This is a genomic window from Pseudomonas sp. B14-6 (genome assembly GCF_013260315.1).
GTDB lineage: Bacteria > Pseudomonadota > Gammaproteobacteria > Pseudomonadales > Pseudomonadaceae > Aquipseudomonas > Aquipseudomonas mandelii.
Map to the genome: position 1 here is coordinate 6325832 of NZ_CP053929.1, position 25312 is coordinate 6351143.

The following is a 25312-nucleotide window of genomic DNA, read 5'->3' on the forward strand; positions in this document are numbered from 1 at the left end:
TGGCTGCTCGGGTGCAGATGACTGAAGTCTAGGCGGTGTTCTTTAAAAGACAGGACTAATCGTCGGGTCGGCAGATGGACCCTGTGGCGAGGGCGCTTGCTCCCGTTCGGTTGCGAAGCAGTCGCCAAACCAATCAATGAGGTCTGTCAGGAGAATTGGGGGGAGGTTCTGGGGATGCTTCGCAACCCAGCGGGAGCAAGCGCCCTCGCCACAGAAGCTCAGGGCTTTTGCAGGGTTTTCTGTTTGAGGATGTAGATCGTCACCAGCACCGCGCTGGTCAGCATGGCCCCTCGCGCCCACGGCAGGGGAACCAGGTAGCAGGAGAACAGGATGCTCACCCACATCAGGCCGATGGCGTAGACCTTGCCCTTGAGCGGGATGCCGTTGCCGTCAAGGTAGTCGCGAATCCACGGGCCAAGCCGCGGATGCCCCACCAGCCATTGATAGAAACGTGGCGAACTGCGGGCGAAACAGGCGGCCGCCAGAAGCAGGAAGGGCGTGGTGGGCAACACCGGCAGGAAAATCCCGATCACCCCCAGCGCTACGCTCAGCCAGCCGATGGCTAGCAGCACGTAACGCAACATCAGGGAGCGGTTGCCTATGGGGTTGTCCATAGGCAAAACCTTAGTGGTGACGTGGCTTGAGGATCGCCGGTTTTTCGTCTGGCGCCTGGCACAGCAGGTACAGCGCGGTCAGGGCTTCCGGGATCTGCACGATCATGTCGTCCATCAGATTGGCGTCTTTGGCGATGTCTTCGAACTCAGGCTGTTCGTCGAACAGACCCGAACCGACCATGATCGGAAGCAGCATTTCGCTGACTTCGTCTTCGGCGGTTTCGAACCAGGCCGCTTCGCGCAGGAACACGCCTTCCATGAAACCGATGCACCAGCCGCGCAGGTCGGAATCGTCCGGCTCTTCGCCCAGGTCCAGGTCGCAAGGCAGCTCGAACTCTTCATCGGAGGCCAGTTGGCGCGCGATGTGAGCCTTGAGGGCCAGCAGGGTGGATTCGATCGCTTCACGCTCGGTGTCGTCAGCGTAATGCGGCTCTTCGGCGAAGAGGGCGTCGATCCATTCACGATCCGGAACCTCTTCGGAACAGATCGACAGCGCAGTGAGGTAGCCGTGGGCGGCCACGTAGTCCAGCGCCTCGTCGTGCAGTTCGTCGGCGTCGAGGAAGACTTGCAAACGGGTTAGTTGCTCAGCGAAGGACATTAAAGCGCTACCTTGGGGAATTAACAGATGCGGGAATTCTAGGCCTTCTTGAGCGCTCAGGCCAGCCGCGCGGGATATTTGCAGCCCGTTGACCCCGCAGACCACCGCAATACCTGTAGGAGTGAGCCTGCTCGCGATGGCGGTGGTTCAGTCAACATTGATATTGAATGTGACGCCGCCATCGCGAGCAGGCTCGCTCCTACAGGGAATTGCGTTGTGTTCCTCTTCTCAGCGGTGCCCTTTGCAAGGGAGGCCTCGGGTATACTCGCGCGTTTTGTGATGCCCTGCTGGCGTCGCGGCTGAAATGTGAAGCGTCATGCAATGCGCACTTACGATTTGTCAGTGCAGCCTGCGTGGTTCTGAACCAGCCTTGCAGGGATGTTTCGGTGATTTTTGGAGTTTTTATGCTCGAACAGGCTCAACGCGTCCTCAAGGACATCTTCGGCTACGACAGTTTCCGTGGCCGCCAGGGTGCAATCATTGAGCGCGTGGCCAGTGGCGGTGACGCCTTGGTGCTGATGCCTACCGGTGGCGGCAAATCCTTGTGCTTCCAGGTGCCGGCGCTGCTGCGCGAAGGCCTGGCCGTGGTGGTATCGCCGTTGATCGCACTGATGGACGATCAGGTCGCGACCCTCGAAGAGCTCGGCGTCGCCGCCGCTGCATTGAACTCCACCCTGAGCGCCGAGCAGCAGCGTGATCTCGCCGCGCGGATCAAGCGCGGCGAAGTGAAGATGCTGTACCTGGCGCCCGAGCGTCTGGTCCAGCCACGCATGCTGGCTTTCCTGCAAAGCCTTGAAATCGCCCTGTTCGCCATCGACGAAGCACACTGCGTGTCCCAATGGGGTCATGACTTCCGTCGCGAATACCTGCAACTGGGCCAGTTGGCGGAGCTGTTCCCCAACGTCCCGCGTATTGCCCTGACGGCCACGGCCGACAAGCGCACCCGCGAAGAAATCGTCGACCGTTTGCATCTGCAGAACGCCGAGCGCTTTCTCTCGAGCTTCGACCGTCCGAACATTTTCTACCGCATCGTACCCAAGGAGCAGCCACGCAAGCAGTTGCTGGCGTTCCTTGCCGAGCGCCGCAGCGATGCCGGTATTGTCTATTGCCTGTCGCGCAAGAAAGTCGACGAAGTCGCAGTGTTCCTCAGCGAGCAAGGTTTTCCGGCGCTGCCGTACCACGCCGGTTTGCCCAACGACACCCGGGCCCATCACCAGAAGCGTTTCCTCAACGAAGAAGGGCTGATCATGGTCGCCACCGTGGCGTTCGGCATGGGCATCGACAAGCCCAACGTGCGCTTTGTCGCCCACCTCGATTTGCCGAAATCCCTTGAGGCGTACTACCAGGAAACCGGTCGCGGCGGCCGTGATGGTCTGCCGGCGGATGCCTGGATGGCTTACGGCCTGCAAGATGTGGTGATGCTCAAGCAGATGCTGCAAAACTCCGAAGGCGATGAGCGCCACAAGCGTCTGGAGCAACACAAGCTCGACGCCATGCTCTCGCTCTGCGAAGAAACCCGCTGCCGTCGGCAAACCTTGCTGGCCTACTTCGACGAAGACATGCCCGAGCCGTGCGGCCATTGCGACAACTGCGTCGATGGCGTGCAGACTTGGGACGCCACCGAGCCGGCCCGTCAGGCGCTCTCGGCAATCTACCGCACCGGCCAGCGTTATGGCGTCGGGCATCTGGTGGACGTGCTGCTGGGCAAGGACAACGAAAAGATCCGCAGCTTCGGCCATCAACACCTGTCGGTGTATGGCGTTGGCAAGGCCATGGGCGAGAGCGAATGGCGCTCCCTGTTCCGCCAGCTGGTGGCCCGTGGCCTGGCAGACATTGACCTCGAAGGCTACGGCGGCCTGCGCCTGAGCGACACGTGCCGGCCGCTGCTCAAGGGCGAAGTGACCCTGGAACTGCGCCGCGACCTCAAGCCGCAGACCACCGCCAAAAGCAGCAAGAGCCAGGCGAGCCAGCTGGTTCGTGGCGAAGAACGCGAACAGTGGGAAGCCTTGCGTGCCTTGCGTCGCAAGCTCGCCGAGGAACATGGCGTGCCGCCGTATGTCATCTTCCCCGACTCGACACTGTTGGAAATGCTCCGCAGCCAGCCAACCTCGCTGGCGGAAATGGCCACGGTCAGCGGCGTCGGCGCACGCAAGCTCGAACGTTACGGCGAAGCCTTCCTCGAAGTGCTGGGCGGTCAGGTCGAGGCACCGAAAGTCGTTGCCGACGTGCGCCACGAGTTGATCACCCTCGCTCGCGCAGGCATGACGCCGCTGCAGATCGCCGGCCAACTGCAATGCTCGGAAAAGAATGTCTACACCATGCTTGCCGAGGCCATCGGCAAGCAGCAGTTGTCGCTGGAACAAGCGCTGGACCTGCCCGAAGAATTGATGGGCGAAGTTCAGGATGCCTTCCTCGATGGCGAGGGCGAGTTGCCGCCAGTGTCGGAGATTGCCGCGCTGTTCGCCGGGCGAGTGCCGGAAGGTGTCTTGTACTGCGTTCGGGCGGCGCTGCAATCCGAATTCGAGGTTTAAATGACCTGTTACAGTGATGTAACGATTCACTACAGACCAGACCTTGCCTCAAGCCAACGGTCATGCTTAGCTGACTAATAATTAGTTTTTCTCTATTTTCAGTCTAATCATGAGTTTTTTATGCCGTTAACCGATCAACACCGTTTTGGCATGCAACTGGCCCAGATGTCGCGCGGCTGGCGTGCCGAACTGGATCGCCGTCTGGCTGGCCTGGGTCTGTCCCAGGCGCGCTGGCTGGTGCTGCTGCACCTGGCGCGCTTCGAAGAAGCACCGACCCAGCGTGAACTGGCGCAAAGCGTCGGCGTTGAAGGGCCGACCCTGGCCCGGTTGCTCGATAGCCTGGAAACCCAGGGTCTGGTCCAGCGCCAATCCGTGCTGGAAGACCGCCGGGCGAAAAAAATCGTCCTCTGTGCTCCGGCCCGTCCTCTGATCGAACAAATTGAAACCATTGCCACTCAACTGCGCCGCGAACTGTTCGACGGCGTCGATGAGGCGGATTTGAAGGTGTGCATGCGGGTCCACGGGCACATTCTGGCCAACCTGGAAAAATCTTGAGGCATAACCACGCGCCAGCTTTTTGAGATACCCCGTTGGGCAGACTATAAAGAACTACTAGGCAATATCGTGTTCGTACCGGATGTGCGAACGCGTACAGGTTGGTTCTGGTTATCTAAGGGATGCTCATGCTCGAGAGTTGGCACGTTGTATTGAAGTGTTGCGCCAGGCTGTTTCTGGTCGGTGGTGCTGTCACTTACTCGGCATTGGCCCCTGCGCTGGGATTGGGCGACATTACCCTTCATTCCGCGTTGAATCAGCCGTTGCGCGCTGACATTGGCCTGGTCGATGTCGGCGGGCTGGAGGAGGGCGAACTCTCGATCAGCCTGGCGACAGCGGAGGAATTCACCCGCGCCGGCGTCGATCGGGTGTTCTTCCTCAACGACCTGAAGTTCACGCCGGTCCTGCGGGGCAATCGCAGCCTGATCCGGGTGACCTCCAACAAGCCGGTCAATGAACCTTTCCTGAATTTCCTGGTGCAGCTCAATCAGCCCAATGGGCGCTTGCTGCGCGAGTACACGGTGCTGATCGATCCGCCGGGTTCACCGGGGATCGTGCCGGCAGAAGACGAACCTGCCGCCAGCCCACAGAACTCTCCATTCCCGAGCGTCAAACCGGCCACTGCGCCGGCACCGGCGGCGAAGAAGTCCGCACCGGCGCCGGCCGTCGTGCAACCTGCCACCGATCCTGCCGCCGAACAACTGGCCGCCAGCGTGTTGCAAAACCAGCAGCTGCAAAAAACCATCGATGAGTTGAATGCAAAGCTTCAGGCTCAGGATGAACAGATCGCCGGCCAGAAGAAACAGGTGAGCGAACTGCAAACCCGGCTGTCGGAGGTCAATCAGGCGCCGCCGGTGACTCCGGTAGCGGTGGCACCTGCCCCCGTCGTTGTTGAAGAGCCCGAGGCCAGCCATTGGCCGCTGATTATCGGCTTGCTGGCGCTGATCGCGCTGGTATTGCTGGGGCTGTTTGTTCGACGTCAACGCCAGCAGGTTCAGGCGTTACCCGAGCCTTCGCCCGTTTTGCCCGTTTCACCCTTGAAACAGGAGCCGGGGCTTGAGCGTGCGGCGCACCCGTCGGTGCAACAGCCCATGCTGAGACCCGCTCCGGATCATCGTGAAGAGACGCCGACAGGCGATGTGCTCGAAGGGGTCGGCATCTACCTGGCGTATGGCCGTTTTTCCGAAGCCGCAGGGTTGTTGCGAGAAGCATTGGTCAAGGAACCGCAGCGCACGGATCTGGGCGTGCAACTGCTGGAAATCCTCGGCAAACAGGGGGATGTTCCCGCCTATGATGCACAGGAAAAAAACCTGCGTGACGGCGGGTTCGACGAAAAAAAGCTTGAGGACATCCGCGCCCGCCACCCGAAACTGAGCAATGCGGCACCAGCGGCACCAGCGGCACCAGCGGCACCAGCGGCACCAGCGGCACCAGCGGCAGCCGTCGCAGTCATCGCTTCCACGCAAGCGGCACCTGCCGACGAGTTCCAGTTGAATCTGGATGACCTGTCCATGGATTCCAGCTGGGACCTGATCAGCCCTTTCGACAACGCTAAACCTTCAGGCGAATCACCCAAGGCCGTAGAGCCGGCGTTCACCTCGAATCTGCACGTGTTGCCCGAGGTATTCGAGATGCCTGAAGAGCCGACGCTGGATGAGCCAGAGCTTGAGTGGGTCGCCGAACCGGACTCACAGGCGCTGAGCGACGATTTTCTCGACGAGTTCAGCGATCCCGGTCAGTCCTTGGAGCTTGACTCCCTGACCTTGGAGCCTGTCGAGCCGACCAATGCCGGTAAACTGGAACAAGCCCAGACCTGCATCGATGATGGCGACCTGGACAGCGCCATCGAACTGCTCAACGAGCTGCTCAAGGAGGGCGATGAGCCGCTCAAGCAAACCGCCCGGAGCCTGTTGGCCGGGATCCGCTGAGCCACTACTATAGCGGCGCCCTCTGGCTCAGGAGTCTTGTCCGTCATGACCACGCATAAACCGGAAATCATCATCACCTACTGCACGCAATGCCAATGGCTGTTGCGTGCGGCCTGGCTGGCCCAGGAGCTGCTGAGCACCTTCGGCGACGACTTGGGCAAAGTGTCGCTGGTGCCCGGCACTGGTGGGGTTTTCCATATTTTTTGTGACGAGGTGCAGCTCTGGGAGCGCAAGGCCGACGGTGGTTTCCCGGAAGCCAAGGTGCTAAAGCAGCGGGTCCGCGATCAGATCGACCCGGACCGCGACCTCGGCCACAACGACCGCACTCAGTGAGATGCGGCTTCGGCTGCCACGGTCTTTTTGCTTGAACCGGACAGTCTGCTGGAGACCACAATCGCGACGATGATCAAGGCGCCACCAAGCAGCATGCGCAACGTCGGGTTTTCATCGAACAACAACCAGGCCACGGTGATGCCATACACCGGTTCCAGTGCGAACACCACGGCGGCGGTGCGCGCCTTGATCACCGCCAGGCTGGCGACGAACAGACTGTGAGCGACGCCGGTGCAGAACACCCCGAGCAAACCGATCCACAGCCAGTCGATGGCGCGGACGTCGCTCAACTGCGGCGCCGCTACCGGCAGAAGGCACAGCGCGACCACGACGTTCTGACACAGCGCGGCCTGCACCGGCGGGATTCTGCCGGAGCTGGCGCGGTTGGTCAGCGACAGCAGGGCGAACAGCAAGCCTGAACCGATCGCCCAGAGCAGGCCCGTGGTGGCGCCACTTGCCAGATCGAAGTCCGGCGTCACCAGCACCAGCCCGACACTCACCAGTACCACCAACAGAATTTCATTGGCGCGGATCCGCTCCCGGAATATGACCCCTTCGAGGATCACGGTAAACGCCGGGAAGCTGGCGAAACCCAGGGTCGCTATCGCCACTCCGGCGACTTTAACCGCAATGAAAAAACTCACCCAATGCCCGGCCAGCAGCAAGCCACTGAGAAGCAGACGGCGCCAGTCCTGCGCTTCGAGTGTGTACCAGCGCGTCCTGCTGGCAAACCGCGCGAACACCGCCAGGGCGAGTACCGCAAATGCCGCGCGACCAAACACGATGACCGCGGGCGAGGCGGCAGCGAGTTTGCCGAACACACCGGTCAGGCCGAACATCAATGCGCCGATATGCAGGGCGCCAAGGGCGGTACGGGGAGTCATTGCGATCCTTAACAACAAGACAAACAGAGGGGGACATTGAACCGCGCCATACTCGCTGAGTCTGTCGGCAGACTATCGACTTTTGTCGCCAGCCTCGCGCCGCAGTTCGCCCGGAGTCTTACTAAACTCGCGCAACACCGCTGCGGCAAAGGCACTCTGAGAACTGTAACCGACCCGACTGGCAATCTCGCCGATGGGCAATGGCGAATCGCGCAGCAGTCTTACCGCACTATGCAGCCGCCGGCTGCGGATGTAATCCATCGGCGTCTGCCCGCACTCAGCGACAAACCGCGCATGCAATCGGGCAATGGACAGCCCGGCAACGCGCGCCAGGTCGGCGACCTGCAATGGATACGCCGCGTACTGATCGATATGCGCATTCAACGCCGCATATGGCAGACGGCGACCGCCCACGATTTCAGGCTTGGCGTTATTGAGGCTGGCCAATAACAGCACCGCGCCTTGCTGGGCAATCAACGGGTCACTGACCTGGCTGCCCGCCAGCCAACTCACCAATTGGCTTTGCCCGGCATCCAGCGGCAGGCGCCCAGCGTTGTCGAGCAAACGGCGGCTGGCGTCGGCGTGATCGCCAAGGGACTGCGAAACCCATTGGTCACTCGGTATATCCAGCACCAGGCAGCGGCTGCCATTGCTGCTGCCGCAGGCGTGATGAAAGCCCGACGGCACCACCACGAAACTCTGCTGAACCACCTGGCTACCATGCCCGTCGACCTCGAAGTCCAGCGCACCCGACAACCCGAACACCAGTTGTGCGTGGTCGTGGCTGTGGACGATCAGGTCCTTGGTGTATTGGCGCAGCGTGAGGATCGGTCTCATCGCAGGTCTCCCGGTCAAGATGCGGCCAGTCTACACCGGCCGGGTGTTGTCACAGGATTGACTCGCGGCTGTCATGGGCCATTAACCCGAACCGCGCAAGCTTGCCAAAACTTGTCCTGAGGGTTGCCAATGACCAGCGCCGAGCTCGCCAAACCCAGCCGTAAGCAACGTGTGCGGACCTTGTGGATTTCCGACGTGCATCTGGGCACCCGGGACTGCCAGGCCGAACACCTGTCGCAGTTTCTCAAGGGCTACCACGCGGACAAGATCTACCTGGTCGGCGACATCATCGATGGCTGGAAACTGCGCGGCGGCATGTACTGGCCGCAGGCGCACACCAACGTGATTCGCCGCCTGCTGACCATGAGTAAGCGCGGCACCGAGGTGATCTATGTCACCGGCAATCACGACGAATTCCTGCGCCGCTATTCGAAGCTGATCCTGGGCAACATCCAACTGGTGGACGAAGCGGTGCATGTGACCGCCGATGGCCGCCATCTGCTGGTGATCCACGGCGACCAGTTTGACGTGATTACCCGGTATCACCGCTGGCTGGCCTTTCTCGGCGACTCGGCCTACGAATTCACCCTGACCCTCAACCGTTGGCTGAATCACTGGCGCGCGCGTTATGGCTACGGCTACTGGTCGCTGTCGGCCTACCTCAAACACAAGGTGAAAACGGCAGTCAGTTTTATCAGCGACTTTGAAGAAGCCATCGCCCACGAGTGCGTCAAACGCGAGTTGCATGGGGTGGTGTGCGGGCACATTCACCATGCCGAGATTCGCAAGGTCGGCGGGGTGGATTACCTCAATTGCGGGGATTGGGTGGAGTCGTGCACGGCGTTGATCGAGCATTGGGACGGGTCGATCGAGTTGTACCGGTTGGCGGATGCCCAGGCGCGGGAGGCCGAATTGAAAGCCTTGAAGATCGCAGAGCCGGCATAAAAGTCAGCGTGCCTGGTCTGGCCCCATCGCGAACAGGCACGCGCCCACAATTTTGACCGTATTGACCTGCACGGACTCTGACACCTGTGGGAGCGAGCCTGCTCGCGATGGACCGCGCAGCGGTCCCCCCGGACCTGTCAGGCTGGCGAATATTCTTCCATCGCCGCCTTGTAGATCGAATGCTTCGGTTGCGCAAACAAGCGCTCCATCATTGGCTCAAAGAAGCTCAGCGGTAACGTCTCGTAAGCCGGATCAAACGCCGCCGCGTCATATTTGGCGCAGAACTCGATGGTCGCCTGATACTGCGGATGCCCGCTGAATTGTTCGCGCAAATGCCGATCCATTCCCAGGTGATGGAAGAAGTAATACCCCTGGAATATCCCGTGCTTCTCCACCATCCACAGGTTTTCGGCACTGACGAACGGCTTGAGGATCGCCGCGGCGATGTCCGGATGGTTGTAGGAACCGAGCGTGTCGCCGATGTCGTGAAGCAGCGCGCAGACCACGTATTCTTCATCCCGGCCATCGCGCCAGGCACGGCTGGCGGTCTGCAGGGAATGGGTCAGCCGATCCACCGGGAAGCCGCCAGAATCACCCTCCAGCAATTTCAGGTGCGCCACAATCCGTGACGGCAACTGCCTGGCGTAGGCACTGAAGTCGGCGGCGATGATCGCCCAGTCTTCCTGCGTGCCATCCTGCATGTGGGTGAATCGTGCATTGGCGTTCATCAGCTATCCTCTTGTTCTAATCGAAAGGGATGTCTTGAGTGTAGGACTTGGATCCAACATCGCACTGGCTGCGCAGGACGCTTTGATGGCCAGTGGAGCCTAGAAGGGCACGCGACCCAGAATCATGTCGCGGTACATGACAAAGTCGCCGAGCAGGCTATAAAGAGGATGCTGAAACGTGGCGGGACGGTTCTTCTCGAAAAAGAAATGCCCGACCCAGGCGAAGCTGTAACCCGCCAGCGGCAAGGCGAGCAACATCAACCAGGCACCTTTGCCGATGGTCAGCGCCAGAATGAAGATGACCAGGCTGGTGCCGATAAAATGCAATCGTCGACAGGTGCTGTTGCTGTGTTCACTGAGGTAGTACGGGTAAAACTCAGCGAAACTGTTGAAACGTTTGACGTTTTCCACGACTGCGATCTCTGTGGTTGTTGTTCTGATTGCAAGTTGTTCTGCGGGTAGCTTATTTGAGTCTAGAGTGATCATTGGCATCAGCCAGTGACAATGGGCGCCACTTTAGTATCCTTCGAAAACTTGCCGCGGTAGACGGCTCACAAAACAGTAAGAAAACGCCATGAGCGAACGAACGACTTCTGCAAGCTGGGCGATGGGGATTGTCAAAGCACTGGAGATGGACGGCCTGGATTGCCGGGTTCTGTTCAAGCAGCTGGGGCTCGACTACGCGTCTCTGGATGATCCGGATGCGCGCTTCCCGCAAGACTCCATGACACGCCTGTGGCAGCGCGCGGTCGAGCTGTCCGGCAACCCGGCGATTGGCCTGAACATGGGCAAGGTGGTGCGACCGGCGTCCTTCCATGTGGCTGGCTACGCACTGATGTCCAGTCAGACCCTGGCCGAAGGCTTTCAGCGGCTGGTGCGTTATCAGCGGATCATCGCCGAAAGTGCCGACCTGAGCTTCCGACTGCTGGATGAAGGTTATGCGCTGATTCTGACGGTGCATGGCGATCACTTGCCGCCGACCCGACAGAGCGCCGAAGCGTCGCTGGCCTGCGCGCTGGCGCTGTGTGGCTGGTTGACCGGGCGCACGTTGCAACCGCGCAAGGTGTTGATCCAGGGCGATCAGCCTGTCGATCTCGAACCCTATAAACAAGCGTTCCATGCGCCGTTGGTGTTCAACGCGCCCTATGACGCCTTGATCTTCGAACGCGCCGACATGGAGGCGCCGCTGCCGACGGCCAACGAGGCGATGGCGCTGTTGCACGACCGGTTTGCCGGCGAGTACCTGGCGCGGTTTTCCGAGAGCCGCGTGACCCACAAGGCGCGCCAGGTGCTGTGCCGTTTGCTGCCCCAGGGCGAACCCAAGCGCGATACGGTGGCGCAGACGCTGCACCTGTCGCAACGCACCTTGCAACGCCGTTTGCAGGAAGAAGGCACGAGTTTTCAAACCTTGCTCGACGACACGCGACGTGAACTGGCCGAGCAGTACCTGGCGCAACCCACCATGACCCTGCTGGAAATTGCCTACCTGTTGGGGTTTGCCGATCCGAGCAACTTCTTCCGCGCCTTTCGACGCTGGTTCGACGCCACGCCCGGCGAGTACCGGGCGCGGCTGATGGAAACGCCGGCGCTGGTCAGTGCCGCCAGAACGCAGGAATACACAGAACAAACACCGTAATGATCTCCAGTCGGCCCAGCAGCATGCCGAACGAGAGAATCCACTTGGCAGCGTCCGGCAAGGTGGCGAAGTTGCCCGCCGGGCCAATGGTCTCGCCCAGGCCAGGACCGACACCGGACACGGTGCTGGCGGCGCCGGTCAGGGCGGTCATCCAGTCGACGCCGAGCAGCGACAGCAGCAAGGCAATCACGCAGATGGTGATGGCGAAGAAGAACGAGAAGGTCAGGATCGAACGCACGATCTCTTCGTCGAGACGATGGCCGTTGTACTTCTGCTTGATCACTGCGCGCGGATGAATCAATTGGTTAAGGTTGGCCTTGAGCAGGATGTAGGCGACCTGGAAACGGAAAATCTTGATCCCGCCAGCCGTCGAGCCTGAGCAACCGCCGACAAACCCCAGATAGAAGAACAGCATCAGCGAGAAGTTGCCCCAGAGGCTGTAGTCCCCCAGTGCAAATCCTGTCGTGGTGACGATCGAAGTCACGTTCAGCGCTACATGTCGCAACGCTTCAAGCCAATGCAGCTGGGTGGTCCACCAGTACCAGGTGCCGAGCACCAGCCAGGTCACCAGCAACATGCCGAGCAAGCCTTGCACCTGCTGATCCTTGATCAACGCTCGACGGTTACCGCGCAAGGTCGCCACGTACAGGGTGAATGGCAGGCTGCCGAGAATCATGATGACAATCGCCACCCAGTGCACCGCCGGTTGTGTCCACTTGGCCAGGGACTGGTCGGACGTTGAGAAACCTCCGGTGGAAATCGCTGACATCGCGTGGTTGATCGCATCGAACGCGCTCATTCCGGCCCACCAGAACGCCAGGCTGCCGAGAATAGTGATGCCCACATAAGCCGCGACGATCAAACGCGCCACCATGTGCGAACGGGGCATGACCTTTTCGGAACGGTCCGACGACTCGGTCTGGAACAGCCGCATGCCACCGATGCGCAGCAGCGGCAGAATGGCCACTGCCATGCCGATAAAGCCGATCCCGCCGATCCAGTGCAACAACGAGCGCCACATCAGGATGCCGGGGGACATGTCGTCGAGGTGGTTGAGTACGGTTGAGCCGGTGGCCGTGATGCCGGACATGCTTTCGAAGAACGAGTCGGTGTAGCTGATGTGCTGGGTCAGCAAGAACGGCAGCGCGGCAAAGACGCAGACCACCAGCCAGCTGCTGACGGTCAGCAAGTACATGTCTCGCGGGCGCAAGTGTATGTGTTCGGGCCGGCCGGGGATGACCAGGGCCAAACCCGCGACGAAGGTAATCATGCTCGCCCAGAGGAACGACGGCAGATCGCTCGTGCGCTCGAAAATCACCAGGGTGGCCATGGGCACGACCATGGCGATGGCCAGCGTGATCAGGAAGATGCCGATGATGAAACCAATAATCCGTAAGGTCGGCAACGCCATGAAGTCCGCTCGGGCTGAAGAAGGGAAGGCCGCTATTCTACCTGCGAGGCAGGGCATGTAAACCGGCATCCCCGCGCCAGATACCGCTAGAATAGCCGCACATATTTTTCAGGAGGTGGCCGATGCAGGCTCTCGACGCTTTGCTCAACCGTGTTTCCGTTCCACGACTGCTCGAACCGGCACCCACCGCAGAACAGCGCGAAGTGCTGTTTTCTGCCGCGATGCGTGCGCCGGACCACGGCCACCTGCAGCCTTGGCGCTTCCTGACAGTCGAAGGTGCGGCGCGCGAGCAAATGGGCGAGTTGCTGGCCGAAGCGGCGAAGCTGCAAGACAGCGAAGTGTCCGAGGCGGCGCTGGACAAGGCACGTAACGGTCCGTTGCGCGCACCGCTGGTGGTTGTGGTGATCGCGCGGTTGCAGGACCACGTCAAATACCCGAAATCCGAGCAATTGCTGGCGGCAGGATGTGCCGCTCACGGGATTCTGCTGGCCGCTTACGCGCAAGGCATTGGCGCGGTGTGGCGCACAGGGGACCTGGCCTATTCGGCGCATGTGGCCAAGGGGCTGGGGTTGGCGGAAGGAGAACAGGTGATCGCCTTCCTGTACTTGGGCACACCGCAGAAAGAACCGCGCGTGGCCGAGAAGGTTGACCTGGCCGAGTTCGTCAGCGCCTGGCCCGGTCAGTAAGGATCGTTCACACGCGCGTGGGAACGATCAGTGCCTCGATAGTGTGTTCGGCATAGGACCTGTAGGAGCGAGGCTTGCCCGCGAAGCTTTCAAGGCTGGATGACGGCGCCGGGCACCAACGGTAATTCCAGGCTGGCGATGAACCCGCCTTGCGGGTGATTGGCCAGCACCAGGCTCCCGCCATGCCGTTCTGCCGCGCGTCGCGCAATCGCCAACCCCAAGCCATGTCCGGCCGCCGTCTGCCCCGGCGCCCGATAGAACGGCTCACCCAGCAGGTTCAAATGCTCGGCATCGACACCGGGCCCATGGTCCCTGACGCTGACCACAATCCGCTCGCCCTGGCGCACCGCCTGCATTTCAATCGGCTGCCCCGCGGGATTGAAGCGCTGGGCATTGCGCAGCAGGTTATCGACGGCACGCTCGATCATCGTCGGCCAGCCTTTGAGATTCAGCTGCGGTTCGGCGTCGAGGTGAACGGTCTGCTCCGGTGAAGCCAATTGCGCATCTTTTTGCAGCGTATTGAGCAGCGCATTCAGGTCCACTTCTTCAGCGCTGGCGTTGTCGGCATCGACCCGTGCCAGTACCAGGATCTCACTGATCAAGGCCTCTAGTCGATCGCACTCACGGGTCAAGCGTGGCGCGAGCTTCTCCCGTTCTTCGGGGGGGCCCGTTCGGCCAGTGCCAAGGCAATGCGCAGTCGCGCCAGCGGTGAACGCAGTTCATGGGACACGTCGCGCAGTAACTGTCGCTGGCTGCCGATCAGACTTTGCAGGCGCGCACCCATGCGGTTGAAGTCGTTGGCCAATACACCAAATTCGTCGCGCCGGTTGGCCAGTTTCACCAGGCTGTTCTGCTGATAGGTGGTTTGCCCAAGGTCATGCACCGCGCCGCGCAAGCGGTTCAGCGGGCGAGTGATGGACAAGGTCACGAACAGGCTGAAGAGGGTCAGCACCACCAGCGCAATGCCCAGCGCACTTAGCGGCCAGAGCAGGCTTTCGCGGTGCCAGGCGTCCAGTTCCGGGTGCGGGATGCGGTAGATAAGCAGGTAGGTGTCGCCGGTCTTGGCGCTGGTGTATTCGTCGGTCAGACGTCGCCACGGCAGGCGGCGATCGTCGTTGTTCTGCCGTGCTTCGAAAGCCGCCGCACGCCGGGGAAAGGTACCGCGCACCACCGGGTCGCCGCTCTCGTTGAGCACCTGAACGTCAATGTGATACTGGCGCTTGCGCTGTTCCAGAATGTCCTGGGCCGCTTCCTCACCTTGGGCTTCGTAGGTTTGCGTCCACTGTTCGGCCAGGGTGTTGAGGCCCGGGTGGCGGCTGAGAATCCACGCGTCCTGGTTGAGCATGTGCCCCAACAGAATGGAAAGCCCTGCAACCAGAGTGATGGCCAGCCAGAAGCTGGCCAGGATACGCCAGAACAATGAGCGCACAGAAAATCCTCAAACGATCACAAATCCCATGTGGGAGCGGGCCGACCTGTAGGAGCGAGCGGTACGGCGATCCGACTTGCCCGCACCGCCAGGTCCTACAATGGCAAAAGACCCGACGGGGTTAGCCGTCGGGTCCGGGGTCAGTGCATTATTGCGCTTTTTGCGGTTGTTGCGCTTTCCACGCCTTGAATTCGGCCCATTCGGCGCGGCGCTCAGCCTTCTTCTTCTGGATCTCGTCGAATTTCTTCTGTTGATCCGGTTTCAGCAGGCCACGGACATCGGCTTCGGCTTTTTTGTGGTTGGCGGCCATTTCATCTTTCATGGCTTTCTGGTCGGCCGGCGAGAGTTTCTCCAGGTACTTCTCGACCACTTGCTTACGCTCGTGCATCTGCTCGCCCATGATTTTGCGGATCTGCTCACGCTGTTCGCGGCTCAGGTCCAGCTGGCTGTACGGGCCTTTACCGTGCATGCCGTGCATCTGACCGCCGTGGCGCGGGCCGTCCATCGGGCCATCCATCGGGCCGGAACCTTCAGGCATGGCCATGGCAACGGTCGGCAGGGCGGCAGCGAACATCAGAGCGATAAGAGTCTTGCGCATGGTGAATCTCCTTGTCTCGTTCCCGGTACGTTCCGGATGAGTTCAGAATACGCAGATCAAGGTCAGCGGCGGTCAGCGGAGCGTAAAGCTTGGGTAAAGACGATTTCGTGGCGTCCTTACAAACTTTGCTGGCAGTGACCTGTGGCGAGGGAGCTTGCTCCCGTCGGGCTGCGAAGCGGCCCCAAAAGAAGGCCTGCTGCGCAGCCCAGCGGGAGCAAGCTCCCTCGCCACAGGTTGCTCCTATCCGGTTCTTCCAGGTGCTCAGAGGCTGTAGTAGTAACCGCGGCTACGCAGGGCAACGATGCGCGGGCGGCCGTCGGGGTGTGGGCCGATTTTTTTGCGCAGGTTGCTGACGTGCATGTCCAGGCTGCGGTCGTACAGGGTCAGCTTGCGGCCGAGGGCGATTTGCGCCAGGTCCTGTTTGTCCAGCGGCTCGCCGGGTTGCTTGAGCAGGGCTTCGAGCAGACGGCTTTCGGAGACGGTGAGGGTGAATTCCTGTTCGTCGATGCTGACCACGCCACGCACCGGGCTGAAGCACAGGTCGCCCAGTTCGAGCTGGCTGGACACCGCCGTCGGATGACTGCGGCGCAGTACGGCGCGCAGACGGGCTGTCAGTTCCCGCGGGTCGCACGGCTTGGCCAGGTAATCGTCGGCGCCGAGTTCCAGGCCGAGGATGCGATCCAGTGGTTCGCCACGCGCAGACAGCATCAGCACCGGCAGGTCCGGATGGTCGCTGCGCAATTGCTTGAGCAATTCCAGACCGCTGCCGTCCGGCAGCATCACGTCCAGCACCACGGCGGCGGGGGAGGTTTCGGCCAGCGCACGGCGAGCACTCTGGCCGTCGTGGCAGGCACGGACCTGAAAGCCTTCCTGGCTCAGCCAACTGCTCAGGAGCTCGCACAGCTCCTGGTCATCATCAATTAATAACAGCTCGCTCATTACTCACTCAATTTAGCCATTGCCGACGTTTTCTGGTGGCACCACTGGCGAAGATACCGCAGAGCAGGGCCAATAGCGCAACTCCACCACCGATTACGAACCATTGCTGCTGATCAGTCAGCAGACGTGGCAGCGGATTGCTCGCCTGGGCTTCCTTGAGTTGCAGCTTGAGACGCTGGTTCTCTTGGCGCAACCGGCCCAGCTGAGCGCTTTCGCGTTCACTGTCGGTATTTTGCAGTTGTTTGCTCAGTTCTTCCCGTTGCTGCTCGCTTACCTTCAAGCGCTGCTGCAACTCGGTGATCTGGCTGCCGGCGCTCAGCGACAGCGGCGTCGTACTGCCGCCCTCGGCGCTTTCTTCACCATGGGCCGGCGCTACCATCGACAACGTCACCAACATCAGACACAACGGACCTTTGCGCATCGCAACTCCTGATTCCAATACGAGTATTGGGCAGGTTGTCGGCCGGCGAACGAGAATAATGAGCGTTGAGCGCGCGATGAACCGGCAAGGTTCATCGCGCGGGCGCGATTACGGCAGGACTTGCTTGAACGGCTTGACCGAAACGTTGGCGTAGACGCCCGCAGCGATGTACGGATCCGCATCTGCCCAGGCCTGGGCGGCGCTCAGGGAATCGAACTCGGCGACGATCAGGCTGCCGGTGAAACCCGCCGCGCCCGGATCATTGCTGTCGACCGCCGGGTGCGGGCCGGCCAATACGATACGACCTTCGCCCTTGAGCACTTGCAGGCGCTCAAGGTGGGCAGGCCGTGCGGCCAGGCGGGCTTCCAGGGAGTTGGCGACGTCTGTGGCAATGATTGCGTAAAGCATGTCAGTCCTCGGTTTTTGGCGTGGTGGTATCGGCGTCGTGCAGGTGGCGGGACAGGTAAATGCCCTGTGCGACCAGGAACAGCAACGTCATGCCCAGGCTGCCGAAGACTTTGAAGTCGACCCAGTAGCTCTGGAACGTGAACGCGACGAACAGGTTGGCAGCACCGCAAAACAGGAAAAAGCCGATCCAGGCGATGTTCAGTCGCGTCCAGACCTGGTCCGGCAGGGTCAGTGCGTGGCCCATGATGCGCTTGATCAGCAGTTGCTCGCCGATGAAGTGGCTGCCAATGAACGCCAGGGCGAACAGCCAGTTGACCACCGGCGCTTTCCACTTCAGGAAGGTTTCGCTGTGGAACGCCAGGGTCAGGCTACCGAAGACCAGGCAGGCGATGAGGGTCAGCCATTGGCTCTTTTCCAGCTTGCGCTGCTTGATGAACAGCGCACCGTAAACCACCAGGGAGCTGATGATCAGCATCGCGGTGGCGCTGTAAATACCGCCTACAGTCAGTTGATGACCGCCGATGTCGACGACCCGTGGATCAATTTTGAAAACGATGAAAAACAGCAGGAGCGGGATGAAATCGATGAATTGTTTCACAGTGGCAGCCAGAAGCAGGATGTGGCGGCATAATAACAAACATATGGGCGCGCGATAGCGCCAGCTGATTTGAGGTAACACATCCCCGTGAATGTTGATTTGCACTGCCATAGCACTGCCTCCGATGGCGCTCTCGCGCCTGCTGTCCTGGTGGCGCGTGCGTTCGAGAAAGGCGTGCGAGTTCTGGCCTTGACCGATCACGACACCCTCGAGGGCCTCGATGAGGCCCGCAGTGCGGCGACCTCGCTGGGAATGCAACTGGTCAACGGCGTCGAATTGTCCTGCACCTGGGGCGGCGCGACCATTCATGTGCTCGGCTACGGATTTGATGTCAATGCCGAACCGTTGGTCGAGGCGATCGCCAAATTGCACGATGGCCGCTGGCTAAGGTCCGAAGAAATAAGCCGCAAGCTGGCATTGAAAGGCATGCCCGGCGCGCTGGAAGGTGCCCGGGCGATCCAGCAGGAACTGGGCGACAGCGGCAATGCGCCGGCCCGTCCGCATTTCGCCGACTGGATGGTGCGTGAAGGTTTCGTCAAGGATCGCGCTGAAGCGTTCCGTAAGTGGCTGGGCGCTGGCAAGCTGGGCGACGTCAAGCAGCATTGGCCGACCCTGGAAGACACGGTCGAAACGCTGCGAGCCGCGAAAGCCTGGGTCAGCCTGGCGCATCCGTGGCACTACGATTTCACTCGCAGCAAGCGTCGCCGCCTGATTTCTGACTATATTCAAGCCGGGGGCCACGCAATTGAAGTGGTCAATGGCCATCAGCCCGCCGAGCAAGTGGGCAGCCTGGCGATTCTTGCCCGCGAGTTCGGTCTGCTGGTCAGCGCCGGCAGTGATTTTCATGGCCCTGGAGGCTGGTCCGAGATCGGCGAGTACCGCCCGCTCCCGGAGGATCTGCCACCACTGTGGTGTCGATTCAAACATGACCCAATTATTGCCGCCGTCTGAACAGGTAGAGAATGTGAGTCAATTTTTCCAGATTCATCCGGAGAACCCGCAAGCGCGCCTGATCAAACAGGCTGTCGAAATCATCCGCGGCGGCGGGGTGGTGATTTATCCCACAGACTCGTCCTACGCCATTGGTTGCCAGATCGGCGACAAGAATGCCGTGGATCGCGTGCGCCGTTTGCGTGGGCTGGATGAAAAGCACAACTTCGCGCTGATTTGCAGCGACCTGTCGCAACTGGGGGTGTTCGCCAAGATCGACACGGGCACCTTCCGCTTGCTCAAGGCGCACCTGCCGGGGCCTTACACCTTCATTCTCAACGCCACCCGCGAAGTCCCGCGGCTGTTGTTGCACCCGAAAAAACGCACCATCGGCCTGCGGGTGCCGAGCCATCCGATTGCCCTGGCGCTGCTGGAAGAGCTCGGCGAGCCCTTGATGAGCGTGACCCTGATCATGCCCGGCGACACCGATCCGATGAGCGATCCTTACGAAATGCGCCAATTGCTTGAGCATCAGGTCGACCTGATCATCGATGGCGGTTTCGGCGGGATCAAGGCGTCCACCGTGATCAACCTCGCCGACGGCGAGCCGGAAGTGATCCGCGTCGGTTGCGGCGACCCTACGCCGTTCATGGCCGAGGCGTAGATGTCTGCAGTAGAACCCGTTGTCGACAGTCAGGCCGGCGCCCAGCAAGAGCTGCCCTTCGCCATGGTCTATGGCCAGGCGGTCATGGAAATGCCGCTGGACCTGTACATCCCGCCGGATGCGCTCGAAGTGTTTCTCGAAGCCTTCGAGGGGCCCCTCGACCTGCTGCTGTACCTGATCCGCAAGCAGAACATCAACATCCTCGACATTCCCGTGGCGGAAATCACTCGCCAGTACATGGGCTATGTCGAGCTGATGCAGTCGGTGCGCCTGGAACTGGCCGCCGAGTACCTGGTGATGGCCGCGATGCTGGCCGAGATCAAGTCGCGGATGCTGTTGCCGCGGGCCGAAACCATCGAAGACGAAGAAGATGACCCGCGCGCCGAACTGATCCGTCGCTTGCAGGAATACGAACGCTTCAAGGCGGCGGCCGAAGGCATCGATGGCCTGACTCGCGTCGGGCGTGACGTGGTGGTGCCCAAACTGGATGCCCCGGAAGCGCGGGCGCGCAAGCTGTTGCCGGACGTGCGTTTGTCAGAGCTGCTGCTGTCCATGGCCGAAGTCCTGCGCCGTGGCGACATGTTCGAAAGTCACCAGGTCAGTCGCGAGGCATTGTCCACCCGCGAACGCATGAGCGATGTGCTGGACCGGCTCAAGGGCGGCGGTTTCGTGCCCTTTGTCGAGCTGTTCACCGCTGAAGAAGGACGCCTGGGGGTGGTGGTGACCTTTATGGCGATCCTCGAACTGGTCAAGGAATCTTTGGTCGAGCTGGTGCAGAATGAGCCGTTCGCGGCGATCCACGTGCGAGCCCGAGCCGAATAACGAGTTGAATCATGAACCTGACTGAACCCCGCGAGCTAGCGCCATTGCTTGAAGCCTTTCTGTTGGCCTCGGGAAAACCGCAATCGCTTGAACGCCTGTTCGAACTCTTCGAAGAGGGCGAGCGCCCTGAGCCGCCAGTCTTCAAGAAAGCCCTGACGATTCTGGCCAAGTCCTGCGACGGACGCGCCTTCGAGCTGAAGGAAGTGGCCTCCGGGTATCGCCTGCAGATCCGCGAAAAGTTCTCGCCGTGGGTAGGCCGTTTGTGGGAAGAACGCCCGCAGCGTTATTCCCGCGCCATGCTCGAAACCATCGCCTTGATCGCCTATCGCCAGCCGATCACCCGGGGCGAGATCGAAGACGTGCGGGGCGTGGCGGTCAACAGTCACATCGTCAAGACCCTGCTGGAACGCGAGTGGATTCGTATCGTCGGGTACCGCGACGTGCCTGGCAAACCGGCGATGTTTGCCACCACCAAGGCGTTTCTCGACCACTTCAACCTGAAGAACCTCGACGATTTGCCGCCACTGGCTGAGTTGCGAGAGCTGGAGCCTGATCCGGTGCTCGATTTTGACGACGCGCCGGTACCGGCAGGCTTGCAGGAACTGGCGGATGCCAGTGCCGAACCGGAAGAACCCAAGGAGGAGACCAGTTTCCATACGCTGTTGCTGGAACTGGACACCATGGAAGAGGGGCTCAAGACCGACTTCGATGACATCCTGCGTGATAGTGCGGTGACGGATTCCGAAGAGGTGCTGGATCAGCCTGAGCCTGAAATCGAAGTTGAACTTCAGGTCGTGCCTGAAGCCACAGTCGAAGAAGAACCGGAAGAAGAGTTGGAAGATGACGTGCTGGGTGTCGCCGAAGCGCGGGAGAAACTTCTGGCTGCTGTGGCTGCCCTCGAACAGCACAAACCCGAACCCGAATTGAGCGACGAAGAGGCCGAAGCCCGGGCTCTGGCCGAAGCCATCGAAGCCGAACGCCGCGAATTCGACGACTGACCCGGACGCCGATTCCCCCTGAGGGAGTGAGCCTGTTCGCGATAGCGGTGGGTCAGGCAAAACGATGTCGATTGACACTCCCTCATCGCGAGCAGGCTCGCTCCTACAGGGGTTCTGTGTTGCCTGGAGAATTTGATGAGCTCAACCAAAGACCCCTGCGTCAGCGTCTGCAAATTCGCCGATGACATCTGCCTCGGCTGCGGCCGCAGCAAGCGCGAGATCAGGGCCTGGAAGAAACTCGACAAGTCCGACAAGCGCACGGTGCTGGCCGAAGCGTCGCTGCGGTTGATCAAACTTGGCGCCACCGGTCGGCGGAAAGGCAAGTAAGTCTCCATTCATCAGCTAGTCTCTGATGCGCGAACGCTTCCATGAGCGTATGATTCGCGACCCTTTGGCGATCCCTTTGCCAAAGTACCCAGTTTTACATCGCTTCAGGACGCTCAATTCAGGGCCGCCTGAACAGACCACACCGGGAGGTGCCCAGATGAGTATCAACGACCAGAAAGACGACCAGGAAATCGGCCCAGCAGGCGAAAAACTGCAGAAAGTCCTCGCCCGTATCGGCGTCGGCTCGCGCCGTGACGTGGAAGCCTGGATCAGCCACGGCCGCATCAAGGTCAATGGCAAAGACGCCACCCTTGGGCAGCGCGTCGACATGCACGACGCCATCACCATTGATGGCAAGGTGATCAAGCGCGAAGAAGCCGCCGAGTCGGTACGCCGCGTGATCATGTACAACAAGCCCGACGGTGAAATCTGCACCCGCCTTGATCCGGAAGGCCGTCCGACCGTTTTCGACAAGATGCCGCGCCCGAAAGAAGGTCGCTGGATCAACATCGGTCGCCTGGACATCAACACCACCGGCCTGCTGATGTTCACCACCGACGGTGAGCTGGCCAACCGCCTGATGCACCCGTCCTACGAAATGGACCGTGAATACGCGGTACGTGTCCGTGGTGAAGTCGATGACGAAATGATCGAGCGTCTGAAAGCAGGCGTCGTCCTCGAAGACGGCCCGGCCAAGTTCACCGACATCAAGCAAGCACCTGGTGGCGAAGGTTTCAACCACTGGTACCACTGCGTGGTGATGGAAGGTCGCAACCGCGAAGTTCGTCGTCTGTGGGAATCCCAGGGCCTTGTGGTCAGCCGTCTGAAGCGCGTGCGTTTCGGTCCGGTGTTCCTCAACTCCGACCTGCCGATGGGCCGCTGGCGCGAAATGAGCCAGTACGAAGTCGACATTCTGAGTGCTGAAGTCGGCCTGACCCCAGTGGCCATGCCGCAAATGAACGCCAAGAGCAAAGACAAGCTCGACCGCATGCAGCGTAAATCGTCGCGTCCAATGGGCAAGACCGAGCGCGTGCGTTCGTTGCGTCCAGCCATCGGCAATCAGACCGCTGCTACGCCGCGTGACTCCCGTGAACCGCAAATCGAAGGCGAGCGTCCAGCCCGCAAACCAGCAGCGCCACGCGCTGATGGCGAGCGCGGTCCACGCACGCCGCGTCCGGCCAACGGTCGCACTGAACGTGGCGAAGGCCGTGGTGCTCCAAGTGGTGGTCGCAGTGATCGCGGTGCTCCAGCCGGTCGTGGCGAGTCTCGTGGTGAGTCGGGTCGCGGTACGCCAGTGGCAGACCGTCCTTCCGACACCAAGCGCCCGGCCAAGGCACCGGCGAAGAAGCGCCCAGGCATCGTTCTGGTCGACAAGGATGCGCCATCAGGCAAACGCCGTGGTGCGCCAGCCGGTTCGGGCCAGCGTCCGGGCTTTGGTCGTCGCAAGCCTGAGTAATCGGTAAGCACCGAATAAAAAACGCCAACCCTCGGGTTGGCGTTTTTTTTGGTCTGGCAAAAGCCGGTCTTCAGAATGCAGATAAACCTGTGGCGAGGGAGCTTGCTCCCGTTGGGTCGCGAAGCGGCCCCAAACCCTCTACCCCGGTGTGTCAGGCAAATCGTGGCGGCAGGTTTTGCGACTGCTGCGCAGTCGAACGGGAGCAAGCTCCCTCGCCACAGGGTTCATGTTGCTTAGAAAACAAACCGCCCATCAAACACCGGCTCATCATCCAGCGCCAACACGCCGCTGGAGAAGATCAGGTCCAGATGATGGCTGCCCTTGGCCCCACCACCCAACCCCAGATGCAGCCCGCAATGGCGCTCCTCGAACCCGGCATTTCGGGCATACAGCGCCTTCACGCCTTCATTGGTGCCGATTCCCAATTCCTCAATGCGCCGGTTCGACGGATTGGCCTCCAGGTACTTGTTGAAATCATGTTCCAGTCCCGGCACTTCCGTGGCGATCTTGTGGATGGTCGAGTTCTCGATCCACAACTCCAGCGGCGAATCCAGCACCCCGTACTTGCGGGCAAACGGAATGGTGCTGAGGAAGGTCCCCATGAACTTCACCCGGCCGTTGATCGCTTCGCTGTGCGTGGCAATTTCACCGGGGGCCAAATCAAAGTTGCCGATGCCGTTGATGTCGGTCCACTTCTTGATGCTGTTCAGCGGTGTTTCAAACCACGAGCCGTGATCATCTTTGAAACTCAACGTTGTCGCGTGAGACATGCGCTGGATCAAGTGGCTGTTCAAGCCCGCTATGCGCTGCGGAGTGACGCTGAAAGTGTCGTAGAAGTAATCGCCGTAATCCTTGAACAGCAGCGACTTCTTCCAGTTCTCGGCCATTACACCTTGCAGCGCACGGACAAACTCCGGGCCGTCGGGGCGAGGATTGGGCAGGGTGGAAGAGTCGTAGAAGAAAATGTACAGATCGCTTTCGGCAATCGCCTGGGCCAGCTTTTCTGTCGGCTCGATGTCCAGGCGCATGGTGCTGAAACGGAAGGGCTGGCTGTCACTGGCCTGTTCGGCGATGGCGCCGGTCAGTGCCTCGTAATCAGCGGTGTGGCCGAGCAAGACCTTTGCCGGGTTGATGCCGGCAACGGCAGGGTGGTGTTCGAGGTAGTAAAGGAAATGCGAAATGGCGCGTTGCTTATCCATGTAGTCCTCCCTGACAAACCGAGAAAAAGTGGCAGGCACAACCGGCCGGATCGTGCCTGCCGGGTGGGCCTTACAGAGGCCACATCGCCGTGCCGAACGGAACAACCGCATCGGCTTGCATCATTTCAACGGCGGCTTCATGGGTCGGTGCTTCAAACCAATCGTCGAGTTGCAGTTCAGTTTCCAAGTCTTTTTCAAGTGCTTGCATTGTGAATCTCCTAGATGACTTTTTCGGTAAGTGCAGCGGCGCGTTTTTCAGTCATTGAATAACGTGCCAACTTGCCGGTCGATGCGTCTCGGCAAGTCGCTGAAAACCTAGTCCAGAGCTTTTTAAATTGCAAAAAAATAATCAAATTAGATTTATTTGAACTTTTTATTCTGTTTTATCAGGGCCTGTTTATCGATTAAAAACAAAAAACTAACTCGACCTTTTCCTTAGGAAGCTTCCTAACGTCAATTTGCAGTCGTCCTACGGATTGATCTGATTTGGAAAGTCTGCGTTACGGCTTGTAAAGAAAAGCTGACGGATTATCGCCTCTGAGCCCTTGGATTGACGTCCACGGAAGGTGTGTAAGGAAATCCTTCCGCAAACACGTCGCTCAACCACCCTGCAAGGCTCTGGCTCGCTTGTTTCAACGGCGCTGGCAGGGTGAGATGCGCTCCATGCCTGTCGTGCAGGTGCATAACAAGAAGGAGGCGCAATGAACGCCGTGACTCATCTCCACTTCTCCCCCAAGGGCGATTTGTTCGTCGTCCCCGTCGAAGACCCGCAAAGGTCTGACCCAGTTTTTGCAGCCGCCCGAGACCCTCGGGGCGGACACAGGCAATCCCGGCAAA

Annotated in this window: 27 protein-coding genes and 1 pseudogene; 13 read left to right on the forward strand and 15 right to left on the reverse strand. The window is 60.4% G+C overall.

All coding sequences use genetic code 11. The annotated features are described in order from the left end of the window. Window positions 1-218 precede the first annotated feature (218 nt). Both HP062_RS28840 and HP062_RS28845 read right to left on the reverse strand, forming a co-directional pair. Window positions 219-614, reverse strand: a complete 396-nt coding sequence (locus HP062_RS28840) for a YbaN family protein (RefSeq protein WP_042932301.1) — start codon at window positions 612-614, stop codon at window positions 219-221. Window positions 615-624: 10 nt separating this feature from the next. After that, window positions 625-1212, reverse strand: a complete 588-nt coding sequence (locus tag HP062_RS28845; RefSeq protein WP_010461974.1) for a YecA family protein — start codon at window positions 1210-1212, stop codon at window positions 625-627. Window positions 1213-1616: 404 nt separating this feature from the next. Between HP062_RS28845 and recQ the strand changes: the two genes are divergently transcribed. The 4 genes from recQ to HP062_RS28865 all read left to right on the forward strand — a co-directional run bounded on the left by recQ (window position 1617) and on the right by HP062_RS28865 (window position 6559). Further along, a complete protein-coding gene (gene recQ / locus HP062_RS28850; RefSeq protein WP_010461973.1) occupies window positions 1617-3743 on the forward strand; it encodes a DNA helicase RecQ in 2127 nt (708 codons plus the stop codon). A gap of 120 nt (window positions 3744-3863) precedes the next feature. Continuing rightward, a complete protein-coding gene (locus HP062_RS28855) occupies window positions 3864-4298 on the forward strand; it encodes a MarR family transcriptional regulator (RefSeq protein ID WP_010461972.1) in 435 nt (144 codons plus the stop codon). 128 nt (window positions 4299-4426) lie between these two features. Further along, window positions 4427-6226: a FimV/HubP family polar landmark protein gene (locus tag HP062_RS28860; RefSeq protein WP_172792418.1), complete on the forward strand. Its 1800-nt coding sequence runs from the start codon at window positions 4427-4429 to the stop codon at window positions 6224-6226. Between the two features lie 45 nt (window positions 6227-6271). Then, window positions 6272-6559 (forward strand): SelT/SelW/SelH family protein, encoded by a 288-nt coding sequence (locus HP062_RS28865; RefSeq protein ID WP_010461968.1) that lies wholly within the window; start codon window positions 6272-6274, stop codon window positions 6557-6559. Here the strand turns inward: HP062_RS28865 and HP062_RS28870 are convergent. Together HP062_RS28870 and HP062_RS28875 are read right to left on the reverse strand one after the other, a co-directional pair. Next, entirely contained in the window at window positions 6553-7443 is an 891-nt protein-coding gene (locus HP062_RS28870; RefSeq protein WP_077748024.1) for a DMT family transporter, read from the reverse strand. The two genes, HP062_RS28865 and HP062_RS28870, sit on opposite strands and share 7 nt — an antisense overlap. A gap of 72 nt (window positions 7444-7515) precedes the next feature. Next, window positions 7516-8280 (reverse strand): AraC family transcriptional regulator, encoded by a 765-nt coding sequence (locus HP062_RS28875; RefSeq protein ID WP_172792419.1) that lies wholly within the window; start codon window positions 8278-8280, stop codon window positions 7516-7518. Window positions 8281-8409: 129 nt separating this feature from the next. Here HP062_RS28875 and HP062_RS28880 point away from each other — a divergent pair, with 129 nt between their 5' ends. Beyond that, window positions 8410-9225: a UDP-2,3-diacylglucosamine diphosphatase gene (locus HP062_RS28880; RefSeq protein WP_010461962.1), complete on the forward strand. Its 816-nt coding sequence runs from the start codon at window positions 8410-8412 to the stop codon at window positions 9223-9225. A gap of 137 nt (window positions 9226-9362) precedes the next feature. Here HP062_RS28880 and HP062_RS28885 read toward each other — a convergent pair whose 3' ends face one another. Then, on the reverse strand, window positions 9363-9953 hold the full coding sequence (locus tag HP062_RS28885; protein ID WP_102594321.1) for an HD domain-containing protein: 591 nt from the start codon (window positions 9951-9953) through the stop codon (window positions 9363-9365). Window positions 9954-10052: 99 nt separating this feature from the next. Beyond that, window positions 10053-10364, reverse strand: coding sequence for a DUF962 domain-containing protein (locus tag HP062_RS28890; protein ID WP_010461958.1), 312 nt, complete (start codon window positions 10362-10364; stop codon window positions 10053-10055). A 163-nt stretch (window positions 10365-10527) separates the two neighbouring features. On the opposite strand from HP062_RS28890, the gene HP062_RS28895 reads away from it, so the two are divergent. Next, the gene (locus HP062_RS28895) at window positions 10528-11589 is read left to right on the forward strand and encodes an AraC family transcriptional regulator (protein WP_200667930.1); all 1062 of its coding nucleotides are present in this window, start codon (window positions 10528-10530) and stop codon (window positions 11587-11589) included. On the opposite strand, the gene HP062_RS28900 is transcribed toward HP062_RS28895, so the two are convergent. Then, window positions 11546-13000: a TrkH family potassium uptake protein gene (locus HP062_RS28900; RefSeq protein WP_172792420.1), complete on the reverse strand. Its 1455-nt coding sequence runs from the start codon at window positions 12998-13000 to the stop codon at window positions 11546-11548. The genes HP062_RS28895 and HP062_RS28900 overlap by 44 nt on opposite strands. A 122-nt stretch (window positions 13001-13122) precedes the next feature. Between HP062_RS28900 and HP062_RS28905 the strand changes: the two genes are divergently transcribed. Next, window positions 13123-13686 carry an NAD(P)H nitroreductase gene (locus HP062_RS28905; protein WP_010461952.1) on the forward strand — a complete coding sequence of 188 codons (564 nt, stop codon included), beginning with the start codon at window positions 13123-13125 and terminating at the stop codon, window positions 13684-13686. Between the two features lie 89 nt (window positions 13687-13775). Here HP062_RS28905 and HP062_RS28910 read toward each other — a convergent pair. The 6 genes and pseudogenes from HP062_RS28910 to HP062_RS28935 all read right to left on the reverse strand — a co-directional run bounded on the left by HP062_RS28910 (window position 13776) and on the right by HP062_RS28935 (window position 18079). Next, window positions 13776-15115 (reverse strand): annotated as a pseudogene (locus tag HP062_RS28910) (sensor histidine kinase). A gap of 148 nt (window positions 15116-15263) precedes the next feature. Then, the gene (locus HP062_RS28915; protein ID WP_077748019.1) at window positions 15264-15713 is read right to left on the reverse strand and encodes a Spy/CpxP family protein refolding chaperone; all 450 of its coding nucleotides are present in this window, start codon (window positions 15711-15713) and stop codon (window positions 15264-15266) included. Window positions 15714-15974: 261 nt separating this feature from the next. Then, window positions 15975-16652: a response regulator transcription factor gene (locus HP062_RS28920; protein ID WP_010461945.1), complete on the reverse strand. Its 678-nt coding sequence runs from the start codon at window positions 16650-16652 to the stop codon at window positions 15975-15977. Between the two features lie 7 nt (window positions 16653-16659). Then, complete coding sequence (locus HP062_RS28925) at window positions 16660-17073, reverse strand: translation initiation factor 2 (protein WP_010461943.1); 414 nt, start codon at window positions 17071-17073, stop codon at window positions 16660-16662. Between the two features lie 108 nt (window positions 17074-17181). Continuing rightward, entirely contained in the window at window positions 17182-17481 is a 300-nt protein-coding gene (locus HP062_RS28930; protein WP_008156126.1) for a YciI family protein, read from the reverse strand. A gap of 1 nt (window position 17482) precedes the next feature. After that, a complete protein-coding gene (locus tag HP062_RS28935) occupies window positions 17483-18079 on the reverse strand; it encodes a septation protein A (RefSeq protein WP_077748018.1) in 597 nt (198 codons plus the stop codon). Window positions 18080-18166: 87 nt separating this feature from the next. On the opposite strand from HP062_RS28935, the gene HP062_RS28940 reads away from it, so the two are divergent. From HP062_RS28940 to rluB, 6 genes are all read left to right on the forward strand, one after another. Beyond that, window positions 18167-19030 (forward strand): PHP domain-containing protein, encoded by an 864-nt coding sequence (locus HP062_RS28940; RefSeq protein WP_010461935.1) that lies wholly within the window; start codon window positions 18167-18169, stop codon window positions 19028-19030. A 13-nt stretch (window positions 19031-19043) separates the two neighbouring features. Then, window positions 19044-19673 (forward strand): L-threonylcarbamoyladenylate synthase, encoded by a 630-nt coding sequence (locus HP062_RS28945; RefSeq protein WP_010461933.1) that lies wholly within the window; start codon window positions 19044-19046, stop codon window positions 19671-19673. Beyond that, on the forward strand, window positions 19674-20495 hold the full coding sequence (locus HP062_RS28950) for a ScpA family protein (protein WP_010461931.1): 822 nt from the start codon (window positions 19674-19676) through the stop codon (window positions 20493-20495). It begins immediately after the preceding gene. An 11-nt stretch (window positions 20496-20506) separates the two neighbouring features. After that, the gene (gene scpB, locus HP062_RS28955; protein ID WP_154914163.1) at window positions 20507-21493 is read left to right on the forward strand and encodes an SMC-Scp complex subunit ScpB; all 987 of its coding nucleotides are present in this window, start codon (window positions 20507-20509) and stop codon (window positions 21491-21493) included. 135 nt (window positions 21494-21628) lie between these two features. Beyond that, a complete protein-coding gene (locus HP062_RS28960) occupies window positions 21629-21820 on the forward strand; it encodes a DUF1289 domain-containing protein (protein ID WP_102594318.1) in 192 nt (63 codons plus the stop codon). Window positions 21821-21977: 157 nt separating this feature from the next. Continuing rightward, a complete protein-coding gene (rluB, locus tag HP062_RS28965) occupies window positions 21978-23276 on the forward strand; it encodes a 23S rRNA pseudouridine(2605) synthase RluB (RefSeq protein WP_010461925.1) in 1299 nt (432 codons plus the stop codon). 233 nt (window positions 23277-23509) lie between these two features. Here rluB and HP062_RS28970 read toward each other — a convergent pair whose 3' ends face one another. Both HP062_RS28970 and HP062_RS28975 read right to left on the reverse strand, forming a co-directional pair. Further along, window positions 23510-24475: a leucyl aminopeptidase gene (locus HP062_RS28970; protein WP_077748013.1), complete on the reverse strand. Its 966-nt coding sequence runs from the start codon at window positions 24473-24475 to the stop codon at window positions 23510-23512. A gap of 70 nt (window positions 24476-24545) precedes the next feature. Next, window positions 24546-24683, reverse strand: coding sequence for a hypothetical protein (locus HP062_RS28975; protein ID WP_010461921.1), 138 nt, complete (start codon window positions 24681-24683; stop codon window positions 24546-24548). Window positions 24684-25312 lie beyond the last annotated feature (629 nt).

Excerpts from the sequence above, each read along its gene's own strand:
- rluB (WP_010461925.1), top strand. The coding sequence starts at position 21,978 with ATGAGTATCAACGACCAGAAAGACGACCAGGAAATCGGCCCAGCAGGC.
- scpB (WP_154914163.1), top strand. The coding sequence starts at position 20,507 with ATGAACCTGACTGAACCCCGCGAGCTAGCGCCATTGCTTGAAGCCTTT.
- HP062_RS28865 (WP_010461968.1), top strand. The coding sequence starts at position 6,272 with ATGACCACGCATAAACCGGAAATCATCATCACCTACTGCACGCAATGC.
- HP062_RS28950 (WP_010461931.1), top strand. The coding sequence starts at position 19,674 with ATGTCTGCAGTAGAACCCGTTGTCGACAGTCAGGCCGGCGCCCAGCAA.
- HP062_RS28920 (WP_010461945.1), bottom strand. The coding sequence starts at position 16,652 with ATGAGCGAGCTGTTATTAATTGATGATGACCAGGAGCTGTGCGAGCTC.
- HP062_RS28860 (WP_172792418.1), top strand. The coding sequence starts at position 4,427 with ATGCTCGAGAGTTGGCACGTTGTATTGAAGTGTTGCGCCAGGCTGTTT.
- HP062_RS28930 (WP_008156126.1), bottom strand. The coding sequence starts at position 17,481 with ATGCTTTACGCAATCATTGCCACAGACGTCGCCAACTCCCTGGAAGCC.
- HP062_RS28870 (WP_077748024.1), bottom strand. The coding sequence starts at position 7,443 with ATGACTCCCCGTACCGCCCTTGGCGCCCTGCATATCGGCGCATTGATG.
- HP062_RS28880 (WP_010461962.1), top strand. The coding sequence starts at position 8,410 with ATGACCAGCGCCGAGCTCGCCAAACCCAGCCGTAAGCAACGTGTGCGG.
- HP062_RS28885 (WP_102594321.1), bottom strand. The coding sequence starts at position 9,953 with ATGAACGCCAATGCACGATTCACCCACATGCAGGATGGCACGCAGGAA.
- HP062_RS28840 (WP_042932301.1), bottom strand. The coding sequence starts at position 614 with ATGGACAACCCCATAGGCAACCGCTCCCTGATGTTGCGTTACGTGCTG.
- HP062_RS28905 (WP_010461952.1), top strand. The coding sequence starts at position 13,123 with ATGCAGGCTCTCGACGCTTTGCTCAACCGTGTTTCCGTTCCACGACTG.
- HP062_RS28960 (WP_102594318.1), top strand. The coding sequence starts at position 21,629 with ATGAGCTCAACCAAAGACCCCTGCGTCAGCGTCTGCAAATTCGCCGAT.
- HP062_RS28845 (WP_010461974.1), bottom strand. The coding sequence starts at position 1,212 with ATGTCCTTCGCTGAGCAACTAACCCGTTTGCAAGTCTTCCTCGACGCC.
- HP062_RS28855 (WP_010461972.1), top strand. The coding sequence starts at position 3,864 with ATGCCGTTAACCGATCAACACCGTTTTGGCATGCAACTGGCCCAGATG.
- HP062_RS28925 (WP_010461943.1), bottom strand. The coding sequence starts at position 17,073 with ATGCGCAAAGGTCCGTTGTGTCTGATGTTGGTGACGTTGTCGATGGTA.
- HP062_RS28875 (WP_172792419.1), bottom strand. The coding sequence starts at position 8,280 with ATGAGACCGATCCTCACGCTGCGCCAATACACCAAGGACCTGATCGTC.
- HP062_RS28895 (WP_200667930.1), top strand. The coding sequence starts at position 10,528 with ATGAGCGAACGAACGACTTCTGCAAGCTGGGCGATGGGGATTGTCAAA.
- HP062_RS28900 (WP_172792420.1), bottom strand. The coding sequence starts at position 13,000 with ATGGCGTTGCCGACCTTACGGATTATTGGTTTCATCATCGGCATCTTC.
- HP062_RS28915 (WP_077748019.1), bottom strand. The coding sequence starts at position 15,713 with ATGCGCAAGACTCTTATCGCTCTGATGTTCGCTGCCGCCCTGCCGACC.
- recQ (WP_010461973.1), top strand. The coding sequence starts at position 1,617 with ATGCTCGAACAGGCTCAACGCGTCCTCAAGGACATCTTCGGCTACGAC.
- HP062_RS28975 (WP_010461921.1), bottom strand. The coding sequence starts at position 24,683 with ATGCAAGCACTTGAAAAAGACTTGGAAACTGAACTGCAACTCGACGAT.
- HP062_RS28970 (WP_077748013.1), bottom strand. The coding sequence starts at position 24,475 with ATGGATAAGCAACGCGCCATTTCGCATTTCCTTTACTACCTCGAACAC.